The sequence below is a fragment of the Enterobacter sp. JS8-1 genome, from assembly GCF_049187015.1.
In the GTDB taxonomy this organism is placed as follows: domain Bacteria; phylum Pseudomonadota; class Gammaproteobacteria; order Enterobacterales; family Enterobacteriaceae; genus Enterobacter; species Enterobacter mori.
In genome coordinates this window covers 2,213,848-2,236,864 of record NZ_CP185805.1, presented here as the reverse complement: position 1 = coordinate 2,236,864, position 23,017 = coordinate 2,213,848, and the positions used below count along the sequence as shown (strand labels likewise).

Here is a 23,017-nt window from a genome sequence, read left to right as displayed (position 1 = left end):
GTATCAGTCAGTTAAGCCAACAACCACCCTCACCACCACCGAGACCTTCGGCGGCGTGAGCGTATCTGTAGCGAACTACTGACTAACAGAACCTCAATCCCCGCCGGCCTGGACGGGGAAATCGCTCTCCGTTCACCGCCCTCTGAATGGAGAAAGAAATGATGTCATCTGACAATGCTCTCTTAATTATCGACATGCAGCAAGGCCTCTTCCGGGGCCCGGTTTCCCCATGGTCCGCGGACGCCGTGCTGGCAAATATCCGTTTGTTAATCGCCAACGCGCGGCAAGCAGAGGTGCCCGTCTTTTTTGCCCGACATATCGGGCCAGACGACTCTCCCTTCTCAGAGAAAGGCCCATTAACACAGCTGATACCCGAGCTGGACGTGAAGAAGCAGGATGTTGTTTTCACAAAGCGCTATCCCAGCTGTTTTCGGGATACCGAATTGCAGCGTGAACTTAATCTGAGGGGCATCAAACAGCTGGTCATTGCCGGGATGAAAACAGAATTTTGTGTCGATACCACCTGCCGGGCTGCGCCGGATCTTGGCTTCAGGACGGCATTGATTTCAGATGCACATACCACAATGGACAATGAACATTTACCCGCCAGTGACATTATTCGTCATCATAACAGCACGCTGACCGGTCCGTTCGTGACACTGTCCACTGCCAGCGACTGGCATTTTAATACGCTCGGTTGAGTTGGCGGGATCTTGTCTATCTTGTCCGGCGCGATGGCCAGGCTCTGCACCCGGTCACTCCGCTCAGGATGTCAATTGCGATGCGCACGTAAGCGAAAAGAATTGGCATCCTGATCGATTTGTTGCATGTACATCTATGTTAATGGGGCCTGCGGACGGCAACCCAATTGCCGCAAGACGTTGTAGTATCCCGAAAGGCCGATGAGCTATGGCGTTTGAGAAACAAAACGCTGCATGGGTTTCGTATGCTGTGTTACAACGTGCTCAAAGAAGTGAGATGGACTCATCCAGCCAGTCGGGGAGATGTTCTCTGTACCAGCTCAGGTAGAGATTAAAATCACTGTTTTTCCTTTCGTGCAGAAGTAACACGACTTCAGTGACAATCCATGCTTTAGCGAGAGCAATTTCTCTGGCTAACCTACCTGCGACCGAATGTGTGGCAAAAAAACAGTAGCGCTCGGCAAGCTGGAAAATACCTTGTCTTGAGCCCATCCCCTTTACCAGCGGAGCAAGGTCAATAGCCGGACTACCTGTACCGAACCTTTCCCAGTCGAAAAGTATCGCATCACCGTTTTCTCTTCTGCCCCAGTTACCCGCATTGGTATCACCTGAAATTAAACATTCCTGACTAAACAAAACGCTGCCCGCTTGCTGAAAACATCGTATCTGCCGCTCAGCGCGGATGGGTAATTCCAGAAGAGACAAAGATTTTTCTAGCGCTGACACAGTCCAGGTGTGGGTGTGATAAATCCATGCGGGGTCGGCAGGATAATCATGCAGGCGTGAAAGTCGTCTCAATATCTCGTCCCCTGCAATCTCATCCTGGGAAATTTTATGAGGAACGTATTCGAGCATCAGGCTGCGTCGGTGTGAGTCGGCGTGCAACAGCCGTGGGGATTCAACAACGCCACTTAGTGGTTCCGCCGAACGGATATAAAAGCCATATTCAACATCGCTAACAGGGCATTTTTCTATTACCTGATTGCCATGGCGATCCGCGATCAAGCAGACTTTTGCTGCGCCCATTCTGGATAAGTTTTCACCAGGCATACCATCCTCATGCCACTCGTTTGGTCTCAGGCAGTAAGTATAGTGTAATGTACCAACATTCGATGATGAGTAAAACTCACATTGATTGCCACTATTTATCGTTTTTCAAAAGTGACGGCCCTGAAATACCATCCTCTCATCCCTGGGATAGAAAAAAATAAATAATACCAAGTATGTATGGAGCACCTATGACACTCGATGTTTTATTTCATTTAATGGAAATTCTTTCACCAGAAAAAAACACCGCGGATGAAAACATACCTGCGCTAATAACGTTACTTTCGTCAGAAAACCATCGAACCGATGCGCTTTCCCCTTTTATCCATAGACTGCATCTCCTGTCTTTCGCCCAAAGCAATCCGGGTAACGCCGAGGAGCTGCTCACTGCCCATTTGCCAAAAGAAGATGGAACGCTTCCCCTGCTTGACTTCGCCGAGTGGCCCCAGGTGCGGTACGCCACGTCAGGCGAAGCGCAGACGCCTGAATCAGAAGCGTACTTTTATAAAATGACCGCGGCTGCCAATGTATTACGCGCTGCGCTGATCGATGCAGAGCGCGCAAAGGGTACACCTGCGCTTTATATTCTGGATAAATTACTCAACCTGAATAGCGCCCTGCCGGAAAGATATAAGAAGATGGCAAATATCCCCTACGCATAAACGCATTAACTATGTGGGATATCCCGTCAGGAATATCCTGCTTATTTTAAGAAAGCCGTTTTTCATCGTACTCAAGACAGACGATATCCAGAGAAGGCACTACCGGCGAGTTCAGGTTTAGCCAGGCCAGCAAACGTTCAATACTCTGTCTTCTGAGCGAATTTTTCGGCCAGACGAGGTAGTAGCCATCCCCTGTTGCAATCGCCTCCCTGAAGGGCAGCGCGAGCAGGCCGCTTTTCAGCGCTTCCAGCGTCAGACGGAGATCGGCCATTGCCACGCCGTGTCCGTGCATGGCGGCGAGACTTCCCTGCTCCAGGGTGTCAAACACAATCCCGCCGCTCATGTCGAGACCGGGAAATAGCCCCGTTCTTTTCAGCCAGCGTCGCCAGTCCCGTCTGTCCGGAGAGGGGTGAATAAGGTCGCACTGCGGTAGCTGTTGCCGGGCAGATTCAAGCAAAGACGGGGTACAAACCGGAATGAGCCATTCGCTGAAGAGCAGCCTGCTTTCTGTTGACTCGCCGAAATAGCCATTACCGAGGAGGATCGCGCAATCGTAGGGCTCACGGCTGAAGTCAACGGTGTCGAAGTCCATCCAGACGCTGGCAATTTCTACTTTCGGTTTCGCATGGTTTTCACGAAACGATTTCAGGACGTTAAGAAGCCATCTCATTGTCAGGGTGCTGGGAGCCTTGAGGCGCAGAAGGTGATTTTCACTTCTGAACGCGCGGCAGGCCCACTCGATGTTAGAGAAGCTTTCGCTAAGCTGTCCGGCCAGAATACGCCCGGCCTCACTGACTTCAACTCTCGGCCCTTGCCGTTTAAACAGCTCACAGTCGAACCACATTTCAAGTGTCCGGACATGCCTGCTGACCGCGCCCGGCGTGATATTCAGTGCCTCAGCCGCTTTGCTGAAGGAGTTCAGCCGCGCGGCAACTTCAAAGGCGCGCAAGGCATACAGTGGTGGTAAAGACATACGTTCCCTTTCTGTGAGGTTTGGCTATGCAGTTTTTATATTATCGGCACTCTGAGACTTGTCACCCAGACCCTCGGGCGGAAACGTCAGCAGCAGCTCCCTGAGCAGGGACTCAAGCTGCGCGTGCTGCGCGTCAGATAAGCTGCTCAGCAGCGCATTTTGCGTTTGTGTATGCACGATCAGCGCCTCCTCGATAAGCTCTTGCCCGTGCGGTGTCAGGCTTACGAGGGTGCTGCGCTTATCGTCCGGATCGGCAATACGCCTGATAAGCCCTTGCTGTTCGAGATGGCTGAGCCGGTTCGTCATCGCCCCTGACGTGATCAACAGCGATTTATACAGCTGCGTAGGCGAAAGGCAGTACGGCTCTCCAGCGCGACGCAGCGTGGCGAGCACATCAAACTCGCCCTCGCGAAAACCAAACTGGGACATGGCCTGCGCCCGTTCTTTACCCAGATGCTTCATTAGCCTGAGCATTCGGCCAAAAATTTTCATCGACGAGGCGTCCAGCTCCGGCATGGCACGGCTCCACTGGTCGACGACGAAGTCTACATGATCTTTCATTTTCACCCCTGATGGCGTGGGTATTTATCCTGTTGTGCGGTACATCTTACGCAAAAACATATTTTATCTTAACGTTAAGATAAATGCTCGCGGCAATTTGCCAGAGCCATTCACAACTGAAAAGGATTCCCTGTTGAAACGCACGTCGCCATTACTCTTCGCCGTTATCGCTTTTATCGTCGGGCTGAACCTGCGCCCTATTCTGGCTTCTGTCGGACCGTTGTTTTCCGTACTTCAGCGCGAAGCGGGGCTAACGGCTACGCAATTCAGCCTGCTGACTACCCTGCCTGTCGCGATGATGGGACTGGCCGCCTTATGTGGGCCCTGGCTTTTAGCAATGATCGGCGCCGTTCGGGGAATTATGTTCGGGCTCCTCATCCTGCTTGTGGCCTGTTTATTGCGCGGTTTTAGCGCCTCACCAGCGAGTCTTATGGGCACCGCGTTACTGGGCGGGGCCAGCATAGGCACGATCCAGGCGTTAATGCCTGCTCTAATTAAAAAGGAATATACGCAAACGGCCAGCACAGTGATGTCGCTATTCAGCACGGGCATAATGGCCGGTGCGGCAGTCGCCGCCGCCAGCGCCGAGCCGCTGTTTTCATGGCTCACGCTGAAGCCCACACTGGCCATGGCCGGGCTGTTAGCGCTGCTGGCGCTGATACTGTGGTTGACTCTGGTTAAGCATCCTCAAGGGGAAAAAACAGCACACGAAACCGTTACGCTCTCGTCCTCTCGCACAGGGCTACTGTTGCTCTTTTTCGGCGTGGGAACAGGAGCCTATACGCTGGTATTGGCCTGGCTGCCTCCGCTCTATATTCAGGCGGGATGGTCCGCACGCAGCAGCGGCTATATGCTGGCCTGGCTGACGTTAACCGAGGTTATCGCTGGGTTTGCCGTCTCCGCGCTGATCGGTAAATTCCCCGACCGCCGCGTTCCGCTGATTACGGTGTTGTTGCTGCTACTGGCGGGATTACTGTGTCTGGTCTTTGCGCCGGGTACAACGCCGGTATTATCAACACTGCTGCTTGGTACAGGGATCGGCGCCCTCTTCCCGCTGTCGCTCATCGTCACCTTCGATCACGCCCGAACGCCCGCGCAGGCCGGGAAGTTACTGTCTTACGTTCAGGGAGGTGGATATATGATTGCCGCGCTGATGCCGTTAATTGCGGGGATCGTTCGCGACAGTTCGGTCTCGCTGAGCAGCGCATGGCTGGTGATGAGTGCGGGTGTTATTCTGCTGATCGTCATCGCGCTGAAGTTTAAACCCGTCGTGAAAGCGCAGGTGCAGTGAATGCGGTACCCGTTTTGAGAGCCATACTATAAATTCTGGAGTTTCAACCGATTAAGGAGTGGATATGCCGCAGACGTTACCGGGAATTGATGTCTTATTTATCGCCGGCTTCGGGCCTGTTTCGCAGAGCAGCGACGCCAGCACCGCGTTTTATGTGCAGACGCTCGGTTTGCCGCTGAAGCTGATGGAAGGAAATGCCGACTATCTGCTCACTGAAGAGAGCCAGTTGCCAGGCGCGAAGCATTTTGCCGTCTGGCCGCTCTCACAGGCGGCAACCTCCTGTTTTGGCGAAGCGCAGTGGCCCTCTGAATACCCCATACCGCAGGGATGGATTGAATACGAGGTGCAGGACCTGGATTCGGCTACCCGCATTCTGAGTGAAAAAGGCTATCGCCTGCTGGTGGCCAACCGCGTCGAACCGTGGGGACAGACCGTTACTCGCCTGCTCAGCCCGGAGGGCCTGCTGACAGGACTCACGATCACGCCGTGGCTGCGTGGGTAAACGGAATTTATTGTGGCGCCGGTTACAGTGAATCAAGTTACTGCTATTTTGCACCGAGCCAGTAATGATTTAAATATTAGCGGCCGCCTCCTTCAGGCGGCCCAAAGTTAAATATCGCGCCTTACGTCAAATTATAAAAAATTACCAAAACTGGCAGTTGATTCTTATTTGTATGACTTTTAATATTCCCCTGCAACTCATCGATTAATTTGTTTTAGGGAAATAAAAATGACAAGAAATATTGTTGCGGGAATGATGATGGCGGCGTTTTCAGGGGCAGTATATGCAGGCACCTCACAAGTCACACCGGATTTTTCACCGGAAAGTTTAACGGTTTCAGCCTCTGCCGGGATGCTGAGCGGAAAATCTCACGAAATGGTTTATGACGAAGTCACCGGAAGAAAAATTAGCCAACTGGACTGGAAAATAAAAAATGTTGCCATTCTGAAAGGCGATATCTCCTGGGATGCATACTCATTTTTGACACTGAACGCCCGCGGCTGGACGTCCATGGCTTCAGGCTCAGGTCATATGGATGACTATGACTGGATGAATGCAAAACAATCCTCCTGGACAGATCATTCAAGCCATCCTTCGACGAATGTTAACTATGCCAATGAATACGATCTCAACGTAAAAGGCTGGATCTTCCAGGGCGATAACTATAAAGCAGGCGTCACCGCAGGTTATCAGGAAACCCGCTTCAGCTGGACGGCGACCGGGGGTTCTTACAATTACGACAATGGTGCTTATCAGGGTAATTTCCCGGCAGGCGAACGCGGTATTGGTTATAGCCAGCGCTTCTCTATGCCGTATATTGGCCTAGCAGGACAGTACCGTTTTAATGACTTTGAATTTAATGCCCTGTTTAAATTCAGTGACTGGGTTCGCGCGCATGATAACGACGAGCACTATATGCGCGATCTGACCTTCCGCGAGAAGACTTCTGATTCCCGTTATTATGGCGCATCCGTTGATGCCGGATATTACGTGACGCCGCATGCCAAAGTTTTTGCTGAATTTACTTATAGCAGTTACGAAGAAGGTAAAGGCGGTACGCAGATTATTGATACCAATACTGGCGAATCCGGGTCTATTGGCGGGGATGCAGCAGGTATTTCTAACCACAACTATACCATTACAGCGGGTCTGCAATATCGCTTCTAATCCAGACGTTAAAACAGACCAGGCCCCTCACGGGGCCTGGGATTGATGACAAACACCGCCATCAACATTTTAACCGTCTTTTTTGCCGGGTGGCGCTGCGCTTACCCGGCCTACATTTCGCAACGTAGGCCCGTGCAAGCGTAGCGCCGCCGGGCGAAACGCACGTTGTCAGCGGTCTGAGTTCCCTTATAGGGCTTTTTCGGTTTCGGGTAGATCGATGATAACCAGTGTGCCAAAGCTGCCGATTTCCACAGTATGAGGAACACCAGCTTTGGCTATATAAAGCTCGCCCGAGCTTACAGAGATTTTTTTTCCGTTAACACTCAGTTCCAGACGCCCGTCAATAACCAGTAACCCCTCGTCATACTCATGCACCTCTTCAGTGACCGAGCGCTCATCCATTCGCAGAATTTTGAGATTTGTTTCCCCAACGCGGCCTAATACGTAAGAGCGCCAGGCCTCATTTAATGCAGTTGCTTCAGTCTTAAGGTCATAAAGCGACATACGGTCGTTCCCTTTGATATTCGTATGGAGCATTTATGCCATATAAATTCTCGTTCGCTATACAACAAATCGGGGAAAACAAGTCGAAAAACAGACTAAAGAAAGGCCCTCTGGCCCGCGCCAATCAAAGACGCTTAGCTTTCCAGCGCCGCAAGGATCGCAGCGTCCATTTTCTCGGGCGTAGTCATCGGTGCAAAACGCTTGAGTGGTTTACCGTCGCGTCCGATCAAAAACTTAGTAAAGTTCCATTTGATCCGACCGCCCAGCACGCCGGGCAGTTCGTTTTTCAAATAACGAAACAGCGGGTGCGCTGCAGTTCCATTTACCGCTACTTTCTCAAACATCGGGAAACTGACGCCGTAGTTGATGTAACAGGTTTTTGAAATATCATCGGCACCACCGGGTTCCTGCTTACCAAACTGGTTGCAGGGGAAGCCAAGCACCACCAGCCCTTGAGTCGCGTATTTCTTGTATAGCGCTTCAAGCCCGGCGTACTGAGGCGTGAAGCCGCACTGGCTTGCCGTATTCACGACCAAAACCACTTTACCCGCGTAGTCGGCCATAGAGATTGGTCGGCCATCCAGTCTGGTCGCTGTAAATTGGTAAAAATGAGTCATACTGGCATCCTCAAAACAGAACCTGTTCTAATTCGACGATTGTTTCTAACGTTGGCCTGTTAATGATTATGATCCCTCAGAAAAACAGTGAGTACATCCTTTGGCGGGGTAATTCCCGTTTCTGAAAGCATCCAGCCCACTGCACCACGATGATATGAGCCATGAAATAAGACATGATTAAGCATATCCATCGCTTTCATCTCTCCGTATCCGCCATCGACAAAACGAAATTTTATCGTTTCCTGAAAATCAGCGGCACTCATTGCGCCGGCGTGTTGTATATACCAGTCAGCGCATTCAGACATCTTTAAAAGAAGTTCGTCTGAAGATGGAGTTTCTGGCGTATTTAACGCTGTGTACTGGTGTTTTTGACCGGTAATATTTGCTCTGAAAATCATATCCACAACATATATATGGTTCATAAGCCTAAGCATCAGATGGTGCTTCTTAGCATTCTCCAGGATATCGACCTTCTGCATTGCCCGTAGTGTTTCTGCGTCTGCCCAGCGTTTGAACTTAAATAACGTGACAAACGTGTCTGCGTTCATTTATCCCTCCAGATTAATTCAAAATTATCATATCAGTTCAGGCCTGATATTCCAGAACTTCACGGGTTGGGGCCTGACACTCTCCTTGATAATAATAAAGCGTTGCGACGTCAGACCGGTTAAGAAATCACCACCCCGCTTCAACCAGCGGTTAAATTTCTGCAATGGATTGCCTGAGACAAAGTAAGTGAGTAATATCCGCTCTTTCGGGTAAAGAAAAATGTCTGTTACCGATTCACTTCTCGCTTTCTCCTTCGCTGCACTCTTGCTCACCCTCACCCCTGGCCTGGACACGGCTCTCATTCTTCGAACAGCCTGTGCTGAAGGGGGCAAAAAAGCTTTTCAGGCTGCACTTGGCATTGATGCTGGCTGTTTTATATGGGGAGCGCTGGTTGCGTTGGGTCTGGGTGCTCTGCTGGCGGTTTCAGAACTGGCTTACACGGTGCTGAAAGTTTGTGGTGCCGCCTACTTAAGCTGGCTGGGCTTGCAGCTGCTGATACGCCCCCGGACGTCCTTCAGTCACAGCGATAGCAATGCCGCTTCCCGGGGAAACTGGTTTATCAGAGGGATGCTTGGGAATGTGCTTAATCCCAAAATGGGTATTTTCTATGTCTCTTTTTTGCCTCAGTTTATACCTGCCGGACATTCCCCTTTTCTCTGGACGTTTTTCCTCGTCGGCATCCACGTAACAATCGGGACGATGTGGTCAGCCACGCTCATCTTATCCACGCATTTTGCGTCGGCGATGTTGAAAAAAAGGCGCGTTGTCACCGCTATGGACAGGGTGACAGGAGGATTGTTTTTATGCTTCGCGGCTAAACTTGCTCTGGGTTCGAGATAAGCTCACTACGTCCGCTTCTCCCGCGAAGCGGACCTTCCACCCTACACCGCCGACTTTGGCCGTAAATTCTCGTCAAACGACAGTCGTTTCCGGTCAGGCTCAACCTCGCGCAGCGGCTCTACCTGATGCATGGTCAACTTGCAGCGCTCCACCAGCACCTGATACTCCCGCGTGCCCTGCTGCTTCCATGCCAGCTCCTGCTCGCTCAGTTCACGAATCGCTTTTGCCGGGGTGCCGATAATCAAATGGTTGGCGGGCATCTCCGCTTTCGCCTTCACGAACGCCGCCGCGCCGACGATGCTGTTTTCACCGATGACGGCCCCGTCCATTACCACCGCGTTCATGCCCACCAGCGCATTGCGGCGGATAATGCAGCCGTGCAGAATGGCGCTGTGGCCGATATGCCCGTCCTCTTCCACCACCGTGTCCTGCTCCGGGAAGCCGTGCATCACGCAGTTATCCTGAATGTTCGCCCCGTCTTTCACTACGATGCGGCCAAAATCGCCGCGCAGGCTGGCGTTTGGGCCGACATAAACGCCTTTGCCCAGAATCACGTCGCCAATCAGCACTGCTGTTGGGTGAACGTAGCTCTCGTCAGGTACCACTGGCGTCAGACCATCAATTTGATAAACAGGCATACCCTCTCCTTACGCAGTATTCAGACCACCAAAACGTTGATAATAAAGCGTGCCGGGCACGGGCAGTTCCCCAACCGAGGTTTCGCCTTTTTCGCTGACAAACGCCAGCGCCCCCGGCGCGACGCGCTGGTAGATATTGATGCAAAGCTGTCGGGCACTTTGTCCCGCCCAGTGCGCGGGCAGTAACTCTTCCGGCAACAGCGGGTCTTTCAGCACCACACGACGATAAAAGTGAATCAGCAGCAGTTGGATCTGGAAGCAGCGTTCTGGCGTCAGCTCCTCCGGCGCGGCCTCTTTCAGCAGCGGCAGCAGCGGGCGGAATGAATCGATGAACGTCTCGTACATTGCGTTTTGCTCAGTGAGCTGCCAGCACTCTTCCACTCGCGAACGCAGCGCCGCACGCGAAAGCGCCAGCGGCGAGTGGGCTTCAAAGAAAATCACGTTTTCCGCCACCCCGGCATCGTGTAGCAGGGACTGCACATCCGCCAGATGCTGTGACGGCGAGGCCATCAGGCTCGGCGCCAGCGTGCCAAACCCCTGCCAGATCAGCTGTTTTTTGACGTCGGCAAGGGTGGTTTTATCCAGCCCTTCTGAGAGCAGCAATAACCATTTGCCGTCCCAGGCGGGCAGTTCCGCGCGGTAGATCTTATTCTCCGCGCGACGCGTCAGACGCAGCCCTTTATCGCTCAGGCGGTAAAAGCTGCGACGCCCGATGCGGGAAACGTCCAGCCAGCCCTCTTTGTTGAGGCGAAACAGCGCGGTGCGCACGAAGCGCTCGCCAAACCCCATGCCTTCCAGCAGAGCGGCAAGGCTGCCGAGCCATATCTCACCGCCGCGATGGGAAAGCGCGTCACCATATAACGAAGAGATAAGCGACGTCCCGCTGACGGGAACGGAGCTAACCGCGTGCTGGATAAAGGCGTCGAGTTTATTCATGTGATTCATTCTGTTGTTATTTTTGTCCTGGATGAATCATAGCATACGAATCTGGTGTATACCCTCACCCTAACCCTCTCCCAAAGGGAGAGGGAACGTAATACACCCTCTCCCTTTGGGAGAGGGCTGGGGTGAGGGGAAACTTAACCGTTGGCCGCAACTTTACGCAAATCAAACACCCGGCAGGCTTTCCCCTCCGAGCGCGGGATACTGCCGCAGTTGACGATCGTCACGTCGGTGGAAATCCCCACCATCGACTTAATGCGGTGGCGAAGCTGGTGGCACACCTGGCAGCGCTGCTCGTGCGTCAGGGTTAAGCTGCTCTCTTTTAGCTCGACCTTCACCGAAAGTGAATCAAGATGCCCGCGACGGTTCACCTCCAGCTGGTAGTGCGGTGAAAGGTGTTCGAACTTCACGATCTCCTCTTCCAGCTGTGACGGGAAGACGTTGACGCCGCGGATGATCAGCATATCGTCACTGCGCCCGCTGATCCGGTCCATACGACGCATGCTGCGCGCGGTTGCCGGGAGCAGGCGCGTCAGGTCGCGGGTGCGGTAGCGGATCACCGGCAGCGCCTCTTTGGTCAGCGTGGTGAACAGCAGTTCGCCCTGCTGACCGTCATCCAGCGGCGTGCCGTCGTTCGGGTTGACGATCTCCGGGTAGAAGTGATCTTCCCAGATGGTTGGGCCGTCGACGGTTTCGATACACTCCATCGCCACGCCCGGTCCCATCACTTCGGAAAGGCCATAAATATCCAGCGCCGTAATGCCTAAGCGTTTTTCAATTTCGCGACGCATGGCCTGCGTCCAGGGCTCGGCACCGAAGACGCCCACGCGCAGGGAACAGCCGCTGGCATCGCCGCCCATCTGGCGCTCCAACTCTTCAATCAGGTTGAGGCAGTAGGATGGCGTCACCATGATCATGTCCGGCTGGAAATCACGGATCAGCTGCGCCTGTTTCTCCGTCTGGCCGCCGGACATCGGGATCACCGTCGCCCCTAAACGCTCGGCGCCGTAGTGCGCCCCCAGCCCACCGGTAAACAGGCCATAGCCATACGCCACGTGAATTTTGTCCTTCGCGCTGCCACCCGCGGCGCGCAGGGAGCGGGCCACCAGGTTGGCCCAGTTGTCGATGTCATTTTGCGTATAGCCAACGACGGTCGGTTTGCCGGTGGTGCCGGATGATGCGTGAATACGCACCACCTGCTCCATCGGCACGGCAAAGGTATCGAACGGATAGTTATCCCGCAGGTCCTGCTTGGTGGTGCACGGGAATTTGCGGATATCCGCCAGTTCGTTGAAATCGTCAGGGTGAACGCCCGCGGCGTCAAACTTGCGTTTGTACATCGGCACGTTGTTGTAGGCGTGGTGCAGCGTCCATTTCAGACGCGCGGTCTGTAGCGCCTGTAGCTCGTCAAGGGAGGCCGTTTCAATCGGATCAAGCTTTGTTGTATTTGTCATTGTAGGGTACTCACATTGTTTTTATGCTCAAACACGCTCAAGGATCATGGCAATGCCCTGACCCACACCGATGCACATCGTACACAGCGCGTAGCGCCCGCCGCGTCGGTGCAGTTCATTGCTCGCGGCCAGCGCCAGTCTGGCACCGCTCATTCCCAGCGGGTGGCCCAGCGCAATCGCGCCACCGTTCGGGTTGACGTGCGCGGCATCATCCGGCAGGCCTAGCTGACGCAGCACGCCCAGCGCCTGCGAGGCGAACGCTTCGTTAAGCTCAATCACGTCCATATCGTTAATACTGAGCCCGGCGCGCTCCAGCACCTTGCGGGTGGCGGGTACCGGGCCGAGCCCCATCAGACGTGGCTCCACGCCCGCCGTCGCCATCGCCACGATCCGCGTGCGCGGGACTAACCCCTGCGCCAGCGCCATCTTCTCGCTGGCGACAATCAGTGCCGCCGCGCCGTCGTTGACGCCGGAGGCATTTCCCGCCGTAACCACCCCGTTCTTACGGAACGGCGTTTTTAGCCCGGCGAGCTGCTCGAGCGTGGTGTCCGCGCGCGGGTGTTCATCCACGCTAAATTCCGCGATCGCCCCTTTTTTGCCCGGCACCTGCACCGGCACGATCTCCTGCGCCAGAATACCGTTCTGCTGCGCCTTAGCGGTACGCTGCTGGCTGCGCAGCGCGAAAGCGTCCTGATCTGCACGGCTGATATTTAACAATTCAGCTACATTCTCTGCCGTTTCCGGCATACTGTCAGTTCCGAATTGCTGATGCATGAGCGGATTCACAAATCGCCAGCCGATGGTGGTATCAAAGATCTCCGCCTGACGCTGAAACGCGGCGGTGGCTTTGCCCATCACAAACGGTGCGCGGGACATCGACTCCACGCCGCCCGCGATCAGCAGGTCGCCATCGCCTGCCTTAATGGCGCGCGCGGCGAAACCAATCGCGTCCAGCCCCGACCCGCACAGGCGGTTAAGGGTGGTTCCAGACACCGTCTGCGGCAGTCCGGCCAGCAGGGACGACATACGCGCTACGTTGCGGTTATCTTCCCCCGCCTGGTTGGCGCAGCCGAAGATCACATCATCGATCCGCTCGAGGTCGAGCTGGGGATAGCGGGCCAGCAGCGCGCGCAGCGGCACGGCACCGAGATCGTCGGTTCTTACCGCAGAAAGCGCGCCGCCGTAGCGCCCCACAGGGGTTCGAACACCATCACAAATAAATGCGTCACGCATCTGCCTCTCCTGTCACGCTGCCGCCGATGCGGTGAGATTTTCCGCGAAAAAGGGCGACGGTTTTCTGTTGTTGGTTCTGGATTTCAATGTCATACACGCCGGTCAGCTTGCCCTGATGCATCACGCGCGCGGTGGCGGTGAGCGTGTCCCCGGCAAAGCCCGGACGCAGAAAATCAATCGAACAACCTGAGGCCACCGCTGCCAGCCCCTGGCTGTTGCAGGCGTAGGCAAAGGCGGTATCTGCCAGCGAAAAAAGCTGTCCACCGTGGCAGGTTTTATGGCCGTTAAGCATCTGCGGAGTGATGGTCATGGTCACCACCGCGTAGCCTTCATCCATCTCGACAATGTCCATCCCCATCGCCTGCGCGCAGGCGTCCCGTTCGTACATCGCTCGGGCGTTATGCCAGGCGTTAAGACTCATAGCTACTCTCCAGAAGCGCGCGCTGGCGCAGCAGTGAACAGGGGCGATAGCGCTCTTCGCCGTAATGGCGCTGCAGGTTCTCCAGCAGCGTCAGCAGGCGCTGCCAGCCCAGACGCTCGCCCCAGGCGATCGGCCCGCTCGGGTAGTTCACGCCCAGGCGCATGGCGGTATCGATGTCCTTCTCGCTGGCGACCCCTTTTTGCATGGCATCCAGCGCTTCGTTGGCAATCATTGCCAGCGTCCGCCAGACCAGCAGGCCGGGATAATCGGCAATTTGCACCACCCGGTTACCCTGCTGTTGCAGGTAGCGGATGGCTTTTTGCGTCGCGGTATGCGGGTTGCTTGCCGCCGCGGCTATCACCGCCACATCACGTTCAATGCGGTCGACCGCCACCACCGGGCCGTTGAGCCGCAGCGCCAGCGCCTGAGCGGTTTCCCCCTGCGTTTCAATCAGATACACATCATCAATTTCGGTGACACCGTCACGTATTTTTTCAACGCGCATCGGGCTGTAGCTGTCGTTGACGGCTGCCATCCATTGCACCTCGGGTTTGTCACCCTGCCAGTTGTAGACGCCCTTCCCGCTCTTTTTGCCCAGCCGCCCTGCCAGCACCAGCTCCTGCTGGACCAGCGAAGGCAGAAAACGACGCTCCTGCCAGAAGGCGTTAAATACCGAGCAGGTCACCGCAAAGTTCACGTCCTGACCAATCATGTCAGTCAGCTCCAGCGGACCCATCGGGAAACCGCCGCCTTCGCGCAGGGCAGCATCAATCACCTCCGGTGGGGCGACCTGCTCTTCCAGCGCGCGCCAGGCTTCGGAATAGAACGGACGCGCGACGCGGTTGACGATGAACCCCGGCGTTGACTGGCAGCGAACGGGCTGTTTGCCCCAGTTCAGCGCCAGCTCGCACAGCGCGTCGGACACTTCCGGAGAGGTCGCCAGCCCGCTAACCACTTCCACCAGCTTCATCACCGGCGCCGGGTTAAAGAAATGCAGCCCTGCGACGCGCTCCGGATGGTGGATATCCGCCGCAATCGCCGTGACGGAGATAGAGGAGGTGTTACTGGTCAACAGCGTCTGCGGCGGGCAGACTTCCGCCAGTTTCGCAAACAGCGTTTTTTTGACGTCAAGGCGTTCGGAGGCCGCCTCAATAACCAAATCTGCCGATGCCAGCGCATCGATATCCGTCACCGGAACCAGTCGGGCCAGGATCTGTCCGCTCGCGTCCGCAGAAAGCTTTCCGCGCGTTACCCGAGACGCGAGGCGTTGACGAATGCCGTCAATCGCGCGGGAAATGGCGTCGGCAGAAATGTCGTAAATCAGAACCTGATGACCGTGGCTTGCCGCCACTTCGGCAATGCCTGCGCCCATCGTGCCGCTGCCAATCACGGCGACAGTCCGTATGTTCAGCATCTTATTTCCCCGTAAAGTTCGGCGCGCGCTTCGCCAGGAAGGCGCTGACGCCCTCGCGGTAATCGTCGCTGCGCCCGGCCAGGCGCTGATAGTCGCGCTCCAGATCGAGCTGCGCGTCCAGAGTATTGGTTTCTGCGGCATTGATCGCCTGCTTGATCAGCCCCAGCCCGAAGGTCGGCTGCGAGGCAAAATGCAGCGCCATCTGCTGCGCGGTAGCGGAGAGCTGGTCGTCATCCACCACCTGCCAGATCATCCCCCACGCCTGCGCCTGTTCGGCGCTGAGCTTGTCGCCGAGCAGCGCCAGCCCCATGGCGCGTGCGCGTCCGGCCACGCGCGGCAGCAGCCAGGTGCCGCCGCAGTCCGGCACCAGGCCGAGCTTGCTGAAGGCCATCACAAAGTTGGCGGAACGAGCGGCAATGACCATGTCGCAGCCGAGCGCCAGCGTAGCCCCCGCGCCAGCAGCCACGCCGTTAACGGCACAAATGACCGGCTTCGGCAGCTTTGCCAGGCGGCGCACCAGCGGGTTATAGAAGGTTTCAACGGACATCCCCAGATCCGGTGCCGGGCCGTTGGGGTCGACGTTGCGGTCGTTCAGATCCTGACCGGCACAAAAGCCGCGTCCCGCCCCGGTGATCAGCAGGCAGCGGATGGTGTCATCACGCTCGGCCTGTTTCAGGCACTCGGCAAGCTGCTGGTGCATCACGTCGTTAAAGCTGTTCAGACGCTCCGGACGGTTCAGCGTAATGGTCATTACGCCCTGCTCAACATGACTGAGAATACATTCCACAATTAGCGTCCTTTAAAGTCGGGGGTGCGTTTTTGTAAGAAGGCGTCGATGCCTTCCCGACGGTCTTCGGTGGCAGAAAGCAGCGTAAAAAGCTGACGCTCCTGCGCCAGCCCGGCCTGCAGCGGCACCTCCTGAGACTGACGCAGCGCCTGTTTCGCCGCCTGCAGCGCCAGCGGAGAGTGGCGCGCCATCAGCGCCGCCTGCTTCAGGGCATACTCCAGCGTTAGGGATGCTGGAAACACATCGCTCACCAGCCCCGCACTCAGCGCCTGCTGCGCAGAGATACTCTCTCCGGTCAGCACCATTTTGCTGGCGAGCGATTTACCGACGCTGCGAATCAAACGCTGGGTGCCGCCCGCGCCGGGCATAATGCCCAGCGTGATTTCCGGCAGGCCAAAGCGGGCGTTGTCGCCGGCGATAACCACGTCGCATAGCAGCGCCAGCTCGCAGCCCGCGCCCAGCGCGAAGCCGTTCACGGCGGCAATCAGCGGTTTGTTGAACGCGTTAATGCGCGCCCACAGCTGCGGGCGGATATCGTTCAGGGTGGCAGGCAGGTCTTTCTCCGCCATTTCGTTGAGATCGGCCCCGGCGGCAAAGCAGCGTTCGCCGCCGTAAATCACGCAGACGGAAATCTCGATGTCAGAAGCCGCGGCCTCAAGCTGCTCAGCAATCTGCGTAAGCAGCGCATTGTTGAGGGCGTTGCGCGCCGCCGGACGGTTGAGCGTCAGCTGGAGCACACGGCCATGACGGGTAACAATCAGTTCGCTCATGCCATCCCCTTCGCGTCGAAGTCGACAATCACGTCGGCGGTTAACGGCAGCGACTGGCAGCTCAGCACGTATCCTGCTGCCAGCTCGTCCGGCTCCAGGCTGTAGTTGGTCGCCATGTCCACCTTCCCGCGCAGCACTTTGCACTTGCAGGTGGCGCACACGCCGCCCTTGCAGGCATACGGGAGATCCGCCCCCTGACGCAGGGCCGCATCCAGGATGCTTTCATCGTCCGCCGTCAGGGTGATTTCACGGTCGCGTCCGTCCTGGCGCACGGTCACTTTCTGGCCTTCCGCCTGCACGTGCACCGCGCGTTTAGCGGAGAACCCCGGAGTGTTAAAGCGCTCAAGGTGAATCGCGTTGTCCGGCATCCCCAGCGCCTTCAGCGCGGCTTCGGCGTCGTCCATCATCGCCGACGGGCCGCAGATAAACGCCTCGTCGTACTGGCGGAAGTTGATCAGGGTTTTCGCCAGCGCCTGCAGCTTTTCCCCGTCGATGCGACCGTAGAGCAGATCGCTGTCCAGCCGCTCCTGACTAAAGATGGAGACCAGCTGCAGCCGCTGCGGGTATTTGTCCTTCAGGTCCGCCAGCGCCCGGCGGAACATCATGCTCTGGCTGCTGCGGTTACCGTAGATCAGGGTGAAATGGCTGTTGGGTTCGGTCGCCAGCGTTGCGGAGATAATCGCCAGCATCGGGGTGATCCCGGAGCCTGCTGCAATCGCCAGGTAGTGGCCTTCGCGTTCGGCCCTCGGCTGGTAGCCAAACTGCCCCTGAGGAACCATCACCTCCAGCGCCATACCCGCTTTGATCTCATCCCGGGCATAGCGGGAAAAACGCCCGCCGTCGATGGCTTTGACCGCCACGCTGATCTCGCCCGGGGCGGTACTCCGGCAGATGGAGTAGCAGCGGCGCAGCTCGTCCCCGTCAAGCTTCGTTTTTAACGTCAGGTGCTGGCCGGGGCGGAAACGGTAGGCGTCCTGCAGCGCCTGCGGCACCGCGAACGTGATGGTCACCGCATCGCGGGTTTCCGGTTCCACTTTTGCCACTGTTAATGAATGAAACGTTGTCATGGCAGCCTCAAATACATTTGAAATAGTCGAAGGGCTCACGGCAGGTGTTGCAGCGGTAGAGCGCTTTGCAGGCCGTCGAACCAAATTCACTGATAAGCGAGGTGTCGGTGCTGGCGCAGCGCGGGCAGCTCACCTCCAGAGGTGCGTGCGCGTGACAGCTATGCCCCACGGGCGGACTGATGCCGTACGCCCGCAGGCGCTCACGCGCATCGGCGGTCATCCAGTCGGTGGTCCAGGCGGGTTCAAGCTGGAGCACAATGTGCACCGGGGTAAAGCCGTGGGCGGTCATCGCGTCGCGGATCGCCCCCAGCAGGTGTTCCGTTGCCGGACAGCCCGAGTAGGTGGGCGTGAAGCCGATAACCCAGCCTTCCCCCTGCGCCTTCACGCTGCGCACCATGCCTAAATCGGTGATGGTTAATACCGGCACTTCCGGGTCCGGGATCTGGCTTAACAGCGACCAGATCTGCGGAATTTGCGCGGGCGCGATGTCGACGAGGCGTTGCATAGCGTTCTCCTTTACCACTGCTGGCCGGGGTACGCGCGCTGGAGATACTGCATTTCCGCCAGCATCGGGCCCAGATGTTCGGTGTGCAGCCCCTGCTTGCCCCCGGTGCGGTACGCCATCTCTTCGGGCACCTGCAGGCAGGCTTCATTCAGACCGGCAAAGACTTCGCTTTCCCACGGCTGACGCAGGCCGCGCGGGTCAACCGCCACGCCGGAGTCAATCAATTCCAGCTCAACGTCATCCGCCTCAAACAGCTCCGCCGTAAAACGCCACAGGTTGTCGATGGCCTGCTGCATTTTTTGCGCGGAGGTTTCGGTCCCGTCGCCCAGACGCACCAGCCAGCCGCGGCTGAAGCGCAGGTGGTAGCGCGCCTCTTTGATGGCTTTAGCGGCAATGGCGGCAAGCTGACCGTCGCTGCTTTGGGTTAGCCGTTCGTACAGCGCCACGTTCCAGGCATCCATCAGGTACTGGCGGGCAAGGGTGTCGGCGAAGCTGCCGTTCGGCTGCTCCACCAGCAGCACGTTGCGGAACTGGCGCTCGTCGCGACCAAACGCCAGGGTGTCTTCATCGCCCTGGCCTTCCCGCTCCGCGGCATAGGTCAGGAAATTGCGCGCCTGGCCCAGCAGGTCGAGACCGATATTGGCGAGCGCGAGGTCAATTTCCAGCTCCGGGGCGTGGCCGCACCAGGCGCCCAGACGCTGGGAAAGCACCAAACCGTTGTCGCCCAGACGCAGGGCATAGGCAGTCACTGAATTCATTCTTTGCCTCACATGTGCTCGATGCCGTCAGGGATGGTGTAGAACGTCGGATGTCGATAGACCTTGCTTTCCGCCGGGTCGAAGAACTCACCGCTCTCTTCCGGCTGGGAGGCGACAATCTCGCTCGCCCTGACCACCCAGATAGAACACCCTTCGCTGCGGCGAGTGTAGGCATCACGCGCATTTTCCAGCGCCATGCGATCGTCGGCGGCATGCAGGCTGCCCACGTGACGGTGGGACAACCCTTGTTTGCTGCGTACGAATACTTCGTACAGCGGCCAGTAGACATTGCTCATGGTTATTTCCTCTTATGCGGCCTGACGGGCGCGCTGTTTTTCCGCGTGCGCCAGTGCGGCTTCGCGCACCCACGCCCCGTCTTCCCAGGCTTTTCGTTTCGCGGTCAGGCGTTCGTAGTTGCAGATGCCGCGCCCGTTAATGACCTCTTCAAACTCCTGCCAGTCGATCTCGCCGAAGCGGTAGTGGCCGCTCTCTTCATCCAAACGCAGGTCGGGATCCGGCACCGTCATGCCCAGCATCTCCACCTGCGGCACCGTGTTATCGACAAAGCGCTGGCGAAGTTCGTCATTGCCGAAGCGTTTGATTTTCCAGGCCAGGCTGCGGGCGCTGTTCGGCGAGTTGTCGTCGTTCGGCCCGAACATCATCAGCGCTGGCCACCAGAAGCGGTTGATGGCGTCCTGCAGCATCTGGCGCTGGGCCTCGCTCCCCTGCGCCAGCGCCATGCAGGCCTCAAAACCCTGACGCTGGTGGAAGCTCTCTTCTTTACAGATTTTCACCATCGCCCGGGCATACGGACCGTAGGAGGTCCGGCACAGCGCCACCTGGTTGACGATGGCGGCACCGTCCACCAGCCAACCGATCACGCCGATGTCGGCCCAGCTTAGGGTCGGATAGTTGAAGATGGAGGAGTATTTCATCTTGCCGTCGAGCATCTTCTGGTAGATGTCTTCCCGCGCGCAGCCCAGCGTTTCCGCCGCGCTGTAGAGGTAGAGCCCGTGCCCGGCTTCGTCCTGCACTTTCGCCAGCAGGATCGCTTTCCGGCGCAGCGTCGGCGCGCGGGTGATCCAGTTCCCTTCGGGCAGCATGCCGACAATTTCGGAGTGCGCATGCTGACCAATCTGGCGGATCAACGTCTTACGGTAGGCGTCAGGCATCCAGTCCTGAGGCTCAATCGCCGTCTCCTGCGCTATGCGCTGCTCAAACCGTTGTTCTTGCGTCACGTCGTCACCTTTATGATTCGTTAGTTTGCAAATTAAAGCGTAATGTTGAATCACTTTGTTTTTTAAAAGTTACACAAAGGTTAAATATAACTCCAAGAATTGTTTCCCGGTTTTGTGATGCCGCTCGCAAGGCTTTTACTGACAGCCTTGCGCCAGGCGCCTTTTAGCGATGCGATTCATCCAGTCAGATCACAACGTTAACAATTCATTAAAAACACAGCTTGATTTTTATGATTCACGATCAAACTATTAATAGTGAAATAACGAAACACTTGGAGATAAGCGATGCAGCAGTTAGCCAGCTTCGTGTCCGGTACCTGGCAGTCTGGCCGGGGCCGCGAACGCACTATTCATCACGCCATCAGTGGCGAAGCGCTTTGGAGCGTGACCAGCGAAGGGTTGGATATGGCGCACGCCCGTCGCTATGCGATTGAGCGCGGCGGTGAAGCGCTTCACGAGATGACCTTTATCGAACGGGCCGCCATGCTGAAGGCGGTGGCAAAGCACCTGCTTGGTGAGAAAGAGACGTTCTATGCCCTGTCAGCCCAGACGGGGGCGACGAAGGCGGACAGCTGGGTTGATATTGAAGGGGGGATCGGCACCCTCTTCACCTACGCAAGCCTGGGCAGCCGCGAGCTGCCGGACGACACGCTGTGGCCAGAAGATGAGTTAATCCCGCTGTCGAAAGAAGGCGGCTTTGCGGCGCGCCACGTCCTGACCTCGAAATCCGGCGTGGCGGTGCACATCAACGCCTTTAACTTCCCCTGCTGGGGGATGCTGGAAAAGCTGGCGCCGACCTGGCTTGCCGGGATGCCCGCCATTATCAAACCCGCTACCGCTACCGCACAGGTAACGCAGGCGATGGTGAAATCCATCGTGGAGAGCGGACTGGTGCCGGACGGCGCCATCAGCCTGATCTGCGGCGGCACGGGTGACCTGCTCGACCAGCTCGACAGCCAGGACGTAGTGACCTTTACCGGCTCCGCCAGCACCGGGCAAAGCCTGCGCGTGCACCCGAATATTGTGGCGAATTCCATTCCGTTCACCATGGAGGCGGACTCCCTGAACTGCTGCGTGCTGGGGGAAGACGTCACGCCGGAACAGCCGGAATTTGCCCTGTTCATCCGGGAAGTGGTGCGCGAGATGACCGCCAAGGCCGGGCAGAAATGTACCGCTATCCGCCGGATTATCGTCCCGCAAAACCAGATTGACGCCGTGAGCCAGGCGCTGATTGCCCGCCTGGAAAAGGTGGTGGTGGGCGACCCTGCGCAGGAAGGGGTGAAGATGGGCGCGCTGGTCAACGCCGAACAGCGTGCGGACGTGCAGGAGAAAGTGGAGCAGCTGATCGCAGCAGGCTGCCAGATCCGTCTGGGCGGCAATGCGGATTTGCAGGCCGCGGGTGCGTTCTTCCCACCGACCCTGCTGTTCTGCCCGCAGCCGGATGAAACCCCTGCCGTCCATGCGACGGAAGCCTTCGGCCCGGTTGCGACGCTGATGCCGTATCGCAACGCGCACCACGCGATGCAGCTTGCCCGCGCGGGCGGCGGCAGCCTGGCGGGTACGCTGGTCACCGCAGACCTGGACATTGCCCGCCAGTTTATTGCCGGTGCGGCGCGCGCCCACGGGCGTATTCAGATCCTCAACGAGGAATCATCAAAAGAGTCTACCGGCCACGGATCCCCGCTGCCACAGCTGGTGCACGGCGGCCCGGGCCGCGCGGGCGGTGGCGAAGAGCTGGGCGGCCTGCGTGCGGTGAAACACTACCTGCAGCGCACCGCGATTCAGGGCAGCCCGTCGATGCTGGCCGCCATTGGCAAACAGTGGGTGCGTGGCGCAACGGTGCAGGAAGATCGCGTGCATCCGTTCCGCAAATACTTTGAAGAGCTACAGCCGGGCGACAGTCTGCTGACGCCGCGCCGCACCCTGACCGAAGCGGACATCGTGAACTTTGCCTGCCTGAGCGGCGACCACTTCTACGCCCATATGGATAAGATCGGTGCGGCAGAGTCGATCTTTGGCGAGCGCGTGGTGCACGGTTACTTCCTGATTTCCGCCGCGGCCGGGCTGTTCGTCGACGCGGGCGTCGGGCCGGTGATTGCCAACTACGGTATGGAAAACCTGCGCTTTATCGAGCCGGTTAAACCGGGCGATACCATTCAGGTGCGTCTGACCTGCAAGCGTAAAACGTTGAAGAAACAGCGCACCGCAGAGGAAAAACCGACCGGCGTGGTGGAATGGGCGGTTGAGATCTTCAACCAGCACCAGCAGGCCGTGGCGCTCTACTCCATTCTGACGCTGGTGGCGCGCCAGCAGGGCGATTTCAGCTAACGCCCCTCACCCTGACCCTCTCCCCAAAGGGAGAGGAATCCCAGTATT

The 23,017-nt window shown here is 57.2% G+C and carries 26 protein-coding genes; 7 read left to right on the top strand and 19 right to left on the bottom strand.

Going from position 1 to position 23,017, the window contains the following annotated elements; all coding sequences use genetic code 11:
* The first annotated feature begins 158 nt into the window (after positions 1 to 158).
* On the top strand, positions 159 to 701 hold the full coding sequence (locus ACOQH0_RS10680; RefSeq protein ID WP_421512344.1) for a cysteine hydrolase family protein: 543 nt from the start codon (positions 159 to 161) through the stop codon (positions 699 to 701).
* Positions 702 to 965: 264 nt separating this feature from the next.
* Here ACOQH0_RS10680 and ACOQH0_RS10675 read toward each other — a convergent pair whose 3' ends face one another.
* A complete protein-coding gene (locus tag ACOQH0_RS10675; RefSeq protein ID WP_421512217.1) occupies positions 966 to 1,751 on the bottom strand; it encodes a phosphotransferase family protein in 786 nt (261 codons plus the stop codon).
* A gap of 188 nt (positions 1,752 to 1,939) precedes the next feature.
* Between ACOQH0_RS10675 and ACOQH0_RS10670 the strand changes: the two genes are divergently transcribed.
* The gene (locus tag ACOQH0_RS10670) at positions 1,940 to 2,410 is read left to right on the top strand and encodes a hypothetical protein (protein WP_421512216.1); all 471 of its coding nucleotides are present in this window, start codon (positions 1,940 to 1,942) and stop codon (positions 2,408 to 2,410) included.
* 46 nt (positions 2,411 to 2,456) lie between these two features.
* Here the strand turns inward: ACOQH0_RS10670 and ACOQH0_RS10665 are convergent, their stop codons facing one another.
* Both ACOQH0_RS10665 and ACOQH0_RS10660 read right to left on the bottom strand, forming a co-directional pair.
* Positions 2,457 to 3,383, bottom strand: coding sequence for a LysR substrate-binding domain-containing protein (locus tag ACOQH0_RS10665; protein ID WP_100166741.1), 927 nt, complete (start codon positions 3,381 to 3,383; stop codon positions 2,457 to 2,459).
* A 24-nt stretch (positions 3,384 to 3,407) separates the two neighbouring features.
* A complete protein-coding gene (locus tag ACOQH0_RS10660) occupies positions 3,408 to 3,944 on the bottom strand; it encodes a MarR family winged helix-turn-helix transcriptional regulator (protein ID WP_421512215.1) in 537 nt (178 codons plus the stop codon).
* A 133-nt stretch (positions 3,945 to 4,077) separates the two neighbouring features.
* Between ACOQH0_RS10660 and ACOQH0_RS10655 the strand changes: the two genes are divergently transcribed.
* The 3 genes from ACOQH0_RS10655 to ACOQH0_RS10645 all read left to right on the top strand — a co-directional run bounded on the left by ACOQH0_RS10655 (position 4,078) and on the right by ACOQH0_RS10645 (position 6,904).
* Positions 4,078 to 5,235, top strand: coding sequence for an MFS transporter (locus ACOQH0_RS10655; RefSeq protein WP_421512214.1), 1,158 nt, complete (start codon positions 4,078 to 4,080; stop codon positions 5,233 to 5,235).
* A gap of 64 nt (positions 5,236 to 5,299) precedes the next feature.
* The gene (locus ACOQH0_RS10650) at positions 5,300 to 5,737 is read left to right on the top strand and encodes a VOC family protein (protein ID WP_010430775.1); all 438 of its coding nucleotides are present in this window, start codon (positions 5,300 to 5,302) and stop codon (positions 5,735 to 5,737) included.
* Between the two features lie 228 nt (positions 5,738 to 5,965).
* The gene (locus ACOQH0_RS10645) at positions 5,966 to 6,904 is read left to right on the top strand and encodes an omptin family outer membrane protease (RefSeq protein WP_325827182.1); all 939 of its coding nucleotides are present in this window, start codon (positions 5,966 to 5,968) and stop codon (positions 6,902 to 6,904) included.
* A 186-nt stretch (positions 6,905 to 7,090) separates the two neighbouring features.
* On the opposite strand, the gene ACOQH0_RS10640 is transcribed toward ACOQH0_RS10645, so the two are convergent.
* The 3 genes from ACOQH0_RS10640 to ACOQH0_RS10630 all read right to left on the bottom strand — a co-directional run bounded on the left by ACOQH0_RS10640 (position 7,091) and on the right by ACOQH0_RS10630 (position 8,573).
* Positions 7,091 to 7,408, bottom strand: a complete 318-nt coding sequence (locus ACOQH0_RS10640; RefSeq protein WP_010430768.1) for a cupin domain-containing protein — start codon at positions 7,406 to 7,408, stop codon at positions 7,091 to 7,093.
* 134 nt (positions 7,409 to 7,542) lie between these two features.
* Entirely contained in the window at positions 7,543 to 8,025 is a 483-nt protein-coding gene (locus tag ACOQH0_RS10635; RefSeq protein ID WP_421512213.1) for a glutathione peroxidase, read from the bottom strand.
* 59 nt (positions 8,026 to 8,084) lie between these two features.
* Complete coding sequence (locus ACOQH0_RS10630) at positions 8,085 to 8,573, bottom strand: DinB family protein (RefSeq protein ID WP_421512212.1); 489 nt, start codon at positions 8,571 to 8,573, stop codon at positions 8,085 to 8,087.
* Between the two features lie 220 nt (positions 8,574 to 8,793).
* Between ACOQH0_RS10630 and ACOQH0_RS10625 the strand changes: the two genes are divergently transcribed.
* A complete protein-coding gene (locus ACOQH0_RS10625; RefSeq protein WP_421512211.1) occupies positions 8,794 to 9,414 on the top strand; it encodes a LysE family translocator in 621 nt (206 codons plus the stop codon).
* Between the two features lie 41 nt (positions 9,415 to 9,455).
* Here ACOQH0_RS10625 and paaY read toward each other — a convergent pair whose 3' ends face one another.
* From paaY to paaA, 13 genes are all read right to left on the bottom strand, one after another.
* Positions 9,456 to 10,052 (bottom strand): phenylacetic acid degradation protein PaaY, encoded by a 597-nt coding sequence (paaY, locus tag ACOQH0_RS10620; RefSeq protein ID WP_421512210.1) that lies wholly within the window; start codon positions 10,050 to 10,052, stop codon positions 9,456 to 9,458.
* A 9-nt stretch (positions 10,053 to 10,061) separates the two neighbouring features.
* Entirely contained in the window at positions 10,062 to 10,997 is a 936-nt protein-coding gene (gene paaX, locus ACOQH0_RS10615; RefSeq protein ID WP_029485064.1) for a phenylacetic acid degradation operon negative regulatory protein PaaX, read from the bottom strand.
* Positions 10,998 to 11,131: 134 nt separating this feature from the next.
* The gene (paaK, locus tag ACOQH0_RS10610; RefSeq protein WP_421512209.1) at positions 11,132 to 12,448 is read right to left on the bottom strand and encodes a phenylacetate--CoA ligase PaaK; all 1,317 of its coding nucleotides are present in this window, start codon (positions 12,446 to 12,448) and stop codon (positions 11,132 to 11,134) included.
* Between the two features lie 27 nt (positions 12,449 to 12,475).
* Entirely contained in the window at positions 12,476 to 13,681 is a 1,206-nt protein-coding gene (gene pcaF / locus ACOQH0_RS10605) for a 3-oxoadipyl-CoA thiolase (protein ID WP_421512208.1), read from the bottom strand.
* The gene (paaI, locus tag ACOQH0_RS10600) at positions 13,674 to 14,102 is read right to left on the bottom strand and encodes a hydroxyphenylacetyl-CoA thioesterase PaaI (protein WP_108416967.1); all 429 of its coding nucleotides are present in this window, start codon (positions 14,100 to 14,102) and stop codon (positions 13,674 to 13,676) included. The genes pcaF and paaI overlap by 8 nt, the downstream gene beginning before the upstream one ends.
* Complete coding sequence (gene paaH / locus ACOQH0_RS10595) at positions 14,092 to 15,516, bottom strand: 3-hydroxyacyl-CoA dehydrogenase PaaH (RefSeq protein ID WP_421512207.1); 1,425 nt, start codon at positions 15,514 to 15,516, stop codon at positions 14,092 to 14,094. Before paaH ends, paaI begins: the two co-directional genes overlap by 11 nt.
* 1 nt (position 15,517) lies before the next feature.
* A complete protein-coding gene (gene paaG / locus ACOQH0_RS10590) occupies positions 15,518 to 16,306 on the bottom strand; it encodes a 2-(1,2-epoxy-1,2-dihydrophenyl)acetyl-CoA isomerase PaaG (protein WP_421512343.1) in 789 nt (262 codons plus the stop codon).
* Entirely contained in the window at positions 16,306 to 17,073 is a 768-nt protein-coding gene (paaF, locus tag ACOQH0_RS10585) for a 2,3-dehydroadipyl-CoA hydratase PaaF (protein WP_421512206.1), read from the bottom strand. The genes paaG and paaF overlap by 1 nt, the downstream gene beginning before the upstream one ends.
* Positions 17,070 to 18,140 (bottom strand): 1,2-phenylacetyl-CoA epoxidase subunit PaaE, encoded by a 1,071-nt coding sequence (gene paaE / locus ACOQH0_RS10580; RefSeq protein WP_421512205.1) that lies wholly within the window; start codon positions 18,138 to 18,140, stop codon positions 17,070 to 17,072. Before paaE ends, paaF begins: the two co-directional genes overlap by 4 nt.
* A gap of 7 nt (positions 18,141 to 18,147) precedes the next feature.
* On the bottom strand, positions 18,148 to 18,645 hold the full coding sequence (paaD, locus tag ACOQH0_RS10575) for a 1,2-phenylacetyl-CoA epoxidase subunit PaaD (RefSeq protein ID WP_166711004.1): 498 nt from the start codon (positions 18,643 to 18,645) through the stop codon (positions 18,148 to 18,150).
* An 11-nt stretch (positions 18,646 to 18,656) separates the two neighbouring features.
* Complete coding sequence (gene paaC, locus ACOQH0_RS10570) at positions 18,657 to 19,403, bottom strand: 1,2-phenylacetyl-CoA epoxidase subunit PaaC (protein WP_421512204.1); 747 nt, start codon at positions 19,401 to 19,403, stop codon at positions 18,657 to 18,659.
* Between the two features lie 8 nt (positions 19,404 to 19,411).
* Complete coding sequence (gene paaB, locus ACOQH0_RS10565; protein WP_108416960.1) at positions 19,412 to 19,699, bottom strand: 1,2-phenylacetyl-CoA epoxidase subunit PaaB; 288 nt, start codon at positions 19,697 to 19,699, stop codon at positions 19,412 to 19,414.
* A 12-nt stretch (positions 19,700 to 19,711) separates the two neighbouring features.
* On the bottom strand, positions 19,712 to 20,641 hold the full coding sequence (paaA, locus tag ACOQH0_RS10560) for a 1,2-phenylacetyl-CoA epoxidase subunit PaaA (protein WP_421512203.1): 930 nt from the start codon (positions 20,639 to 20,641) through the stop codon (positions 19,712 to 19,714).
* A gap of 285 nt (positions 20,642 to 20,926) precedes the next feature.
* Between paaA and paaZ the strand changes: the two genes are divergently transcribed.
* The gene (gene paaZ / locus ACOQH0_RS10555) at positions 20,927 to 22,969 is read left to right on the top strand and encodes a phenylacetic acid degradation bifunctional protein PaaZ (RefSeq protein ID WP_348556209.1); all 2,043 of its coding nucleotides are present in this window, start codon (positions 20,927 to 20,929) and stop codon (positions 22,967 to 22,969) included.
* Positions 22,970 to 23,017: the final 48 nt, after the last annotated feature.

Bases quoted from the DNA above. Each gene is read 5' to 3' on its own strand.
- ACOQH0_RS10680 (WP_421512344.1), top strand. From the start codon at position 159: ATGATGTCATCTGACAATGCTCTCTTAATTATCGACATGCAGCAAGGC.
- ACOQH0_RS10675 (WP_421512217.1), bottom strand. From the start codon at position 1,751: ATGCCTGGTGAAAACTTATCCAGAATGGGCGCAGCAAAAGTCTGCTTG.
- ACOQH0_RS10670 (WP_421512216.1), top strand. From the start codon at position 1,940: ATGACACTCGATGTTTTATTTCATTTAATGGAAATTCTTTCACCAGAA.
- ACOQH0_RS10665 (WP_100166741.1), bottom strand. From the start codon at position 3,383: ATGTCTTTACCACCACTGTATGCCTTGCGCGCCTTTGAAGTTGCCGCG.
- ACOQH0_RS10660 (WP_421512215.1), bottom strand. From the start codon at position 3,944: ATGAAAGATCATGTAGACTTCGTCGTCGACCAGTGGAGCCGTGCCATG.
- ACOQH0_RS10650 (WP_010430775.1), top strand. From the start codon at position 5,300: ATGCCGCAGACGTTACCGGGAATTGATGTCTTATTTATCGCCGGCTTC.
- ACOQH0_RS10645 (WP_325827182.1), top strand. From the start codon at position 5,966: ATGACAAGAAATATTGTTGCGGGAATGATGATGGCGGCGTTTTCAGGG.
- ACOQH0_RS10640 (WP_010430768.1), bottom strand. From the start codon at position 7,408: ATGTCGCTTTATGACCTTAAGACTGAAGCAACTGCATTAAATGAGGCC.
- ACOQH0_RS10635 (WP_421512213.1), bottom strand. From the start codon at position 8,025: ATGACTCATTTTTACCAATTTACAGCGACCAGACTGGATGGCCGACCA.
- ACOQH0_RS10630 (WP_421512212.1), bottom strand. From the start codon at position 8,573: ATGAACGCAGACACGTTTGTCACGTTATTTAAGTTCAAACGCTGGGCA.
- ACOQH0_RS10625 (WP_421512211.1), top strand. From the start codon at position 8,794: ATGTCTGTTACCGATTCACTTCTCGCTTTCTCCTTCGCTGCACTCTTG.
- paaY (WP_421512210.1), bottom strand. From the start codon at position 10,052: ATGCCTGTTTATCAAATTGATGGTCTGACGCCAGTGGTACCTGACGAG.
- paaX (WP_029485064.1), bottom strand. From the start codon at position 10,997: ATGAATCACATGAATAAACTCGACGCCTTTATCCAGCACGCGGTTAGC.
- paaK (WP_421512209.1), bottom strand. From the start codon at position 12,448: ATGACAAATACAACAAAGCTTGATCCGATTGAAACGGCCTCCCTTGAC.
- pcaF (WP_421512208.1), bottom strand. From the start codon at position 13,681: ATGCGTGACGCATTTATTTGTGATGGTGTTCGAACCCCTGTGGGGCGC.
- paaI (WP_108416967.1), bottom strand. From the start codon at position 14,102: ATGAGTCTTAACGCCTGGCATAACGCCCGAGCGATGTACGAACGGGAC.
- paaH (WP_421512207.1), bottom strand. From the start codon at position 15,516: ATGCTGAACATACGGACTGTCGCCGTGATTGGCAGCGGCACGATGGGC.
- paaF (WP_421512206.1), bottom strand. From the start codon at position 17,073: ATGAGCGAACTGATTGTTACCCGTCATGGCCGTGTGCTCCAGCTGACG.
- paaE (WP_421512205.1), bottom strand. From the start codon at position 18,140: ATGACAACGTTTCATTCATTAACAGTGGCAAAAGTGGAACCGGAAACC.
- paaD (WP_166711004.1), bottom strand. From the start codon at position 18,645: ATGCAACGCCTCGTCGACATCGCGCCCGCGCAAATTCCGCAGATCTGG.
- paaC (WP_421512204.1), bottom strand. From the start codon at position 19,403: ATGAATTCAGTGACTGCCTATGCCCTGCGTCTGGGCGACAACGGTTTG.
- paaB (WP_108416960.1), bottom strand. From the start codon at position 19,699: ATGAGCAATGTCTACTGGCCGCTGTACGAAGTATTCGTACGCAGCAAA.
- paaZ (WP_348556209.1), top strand. From the start codon at position 20,927: ATGCAGCAGTTAGCCAGCTTCGTGTCCGGTACCTGGCAGTCTGGCCGG.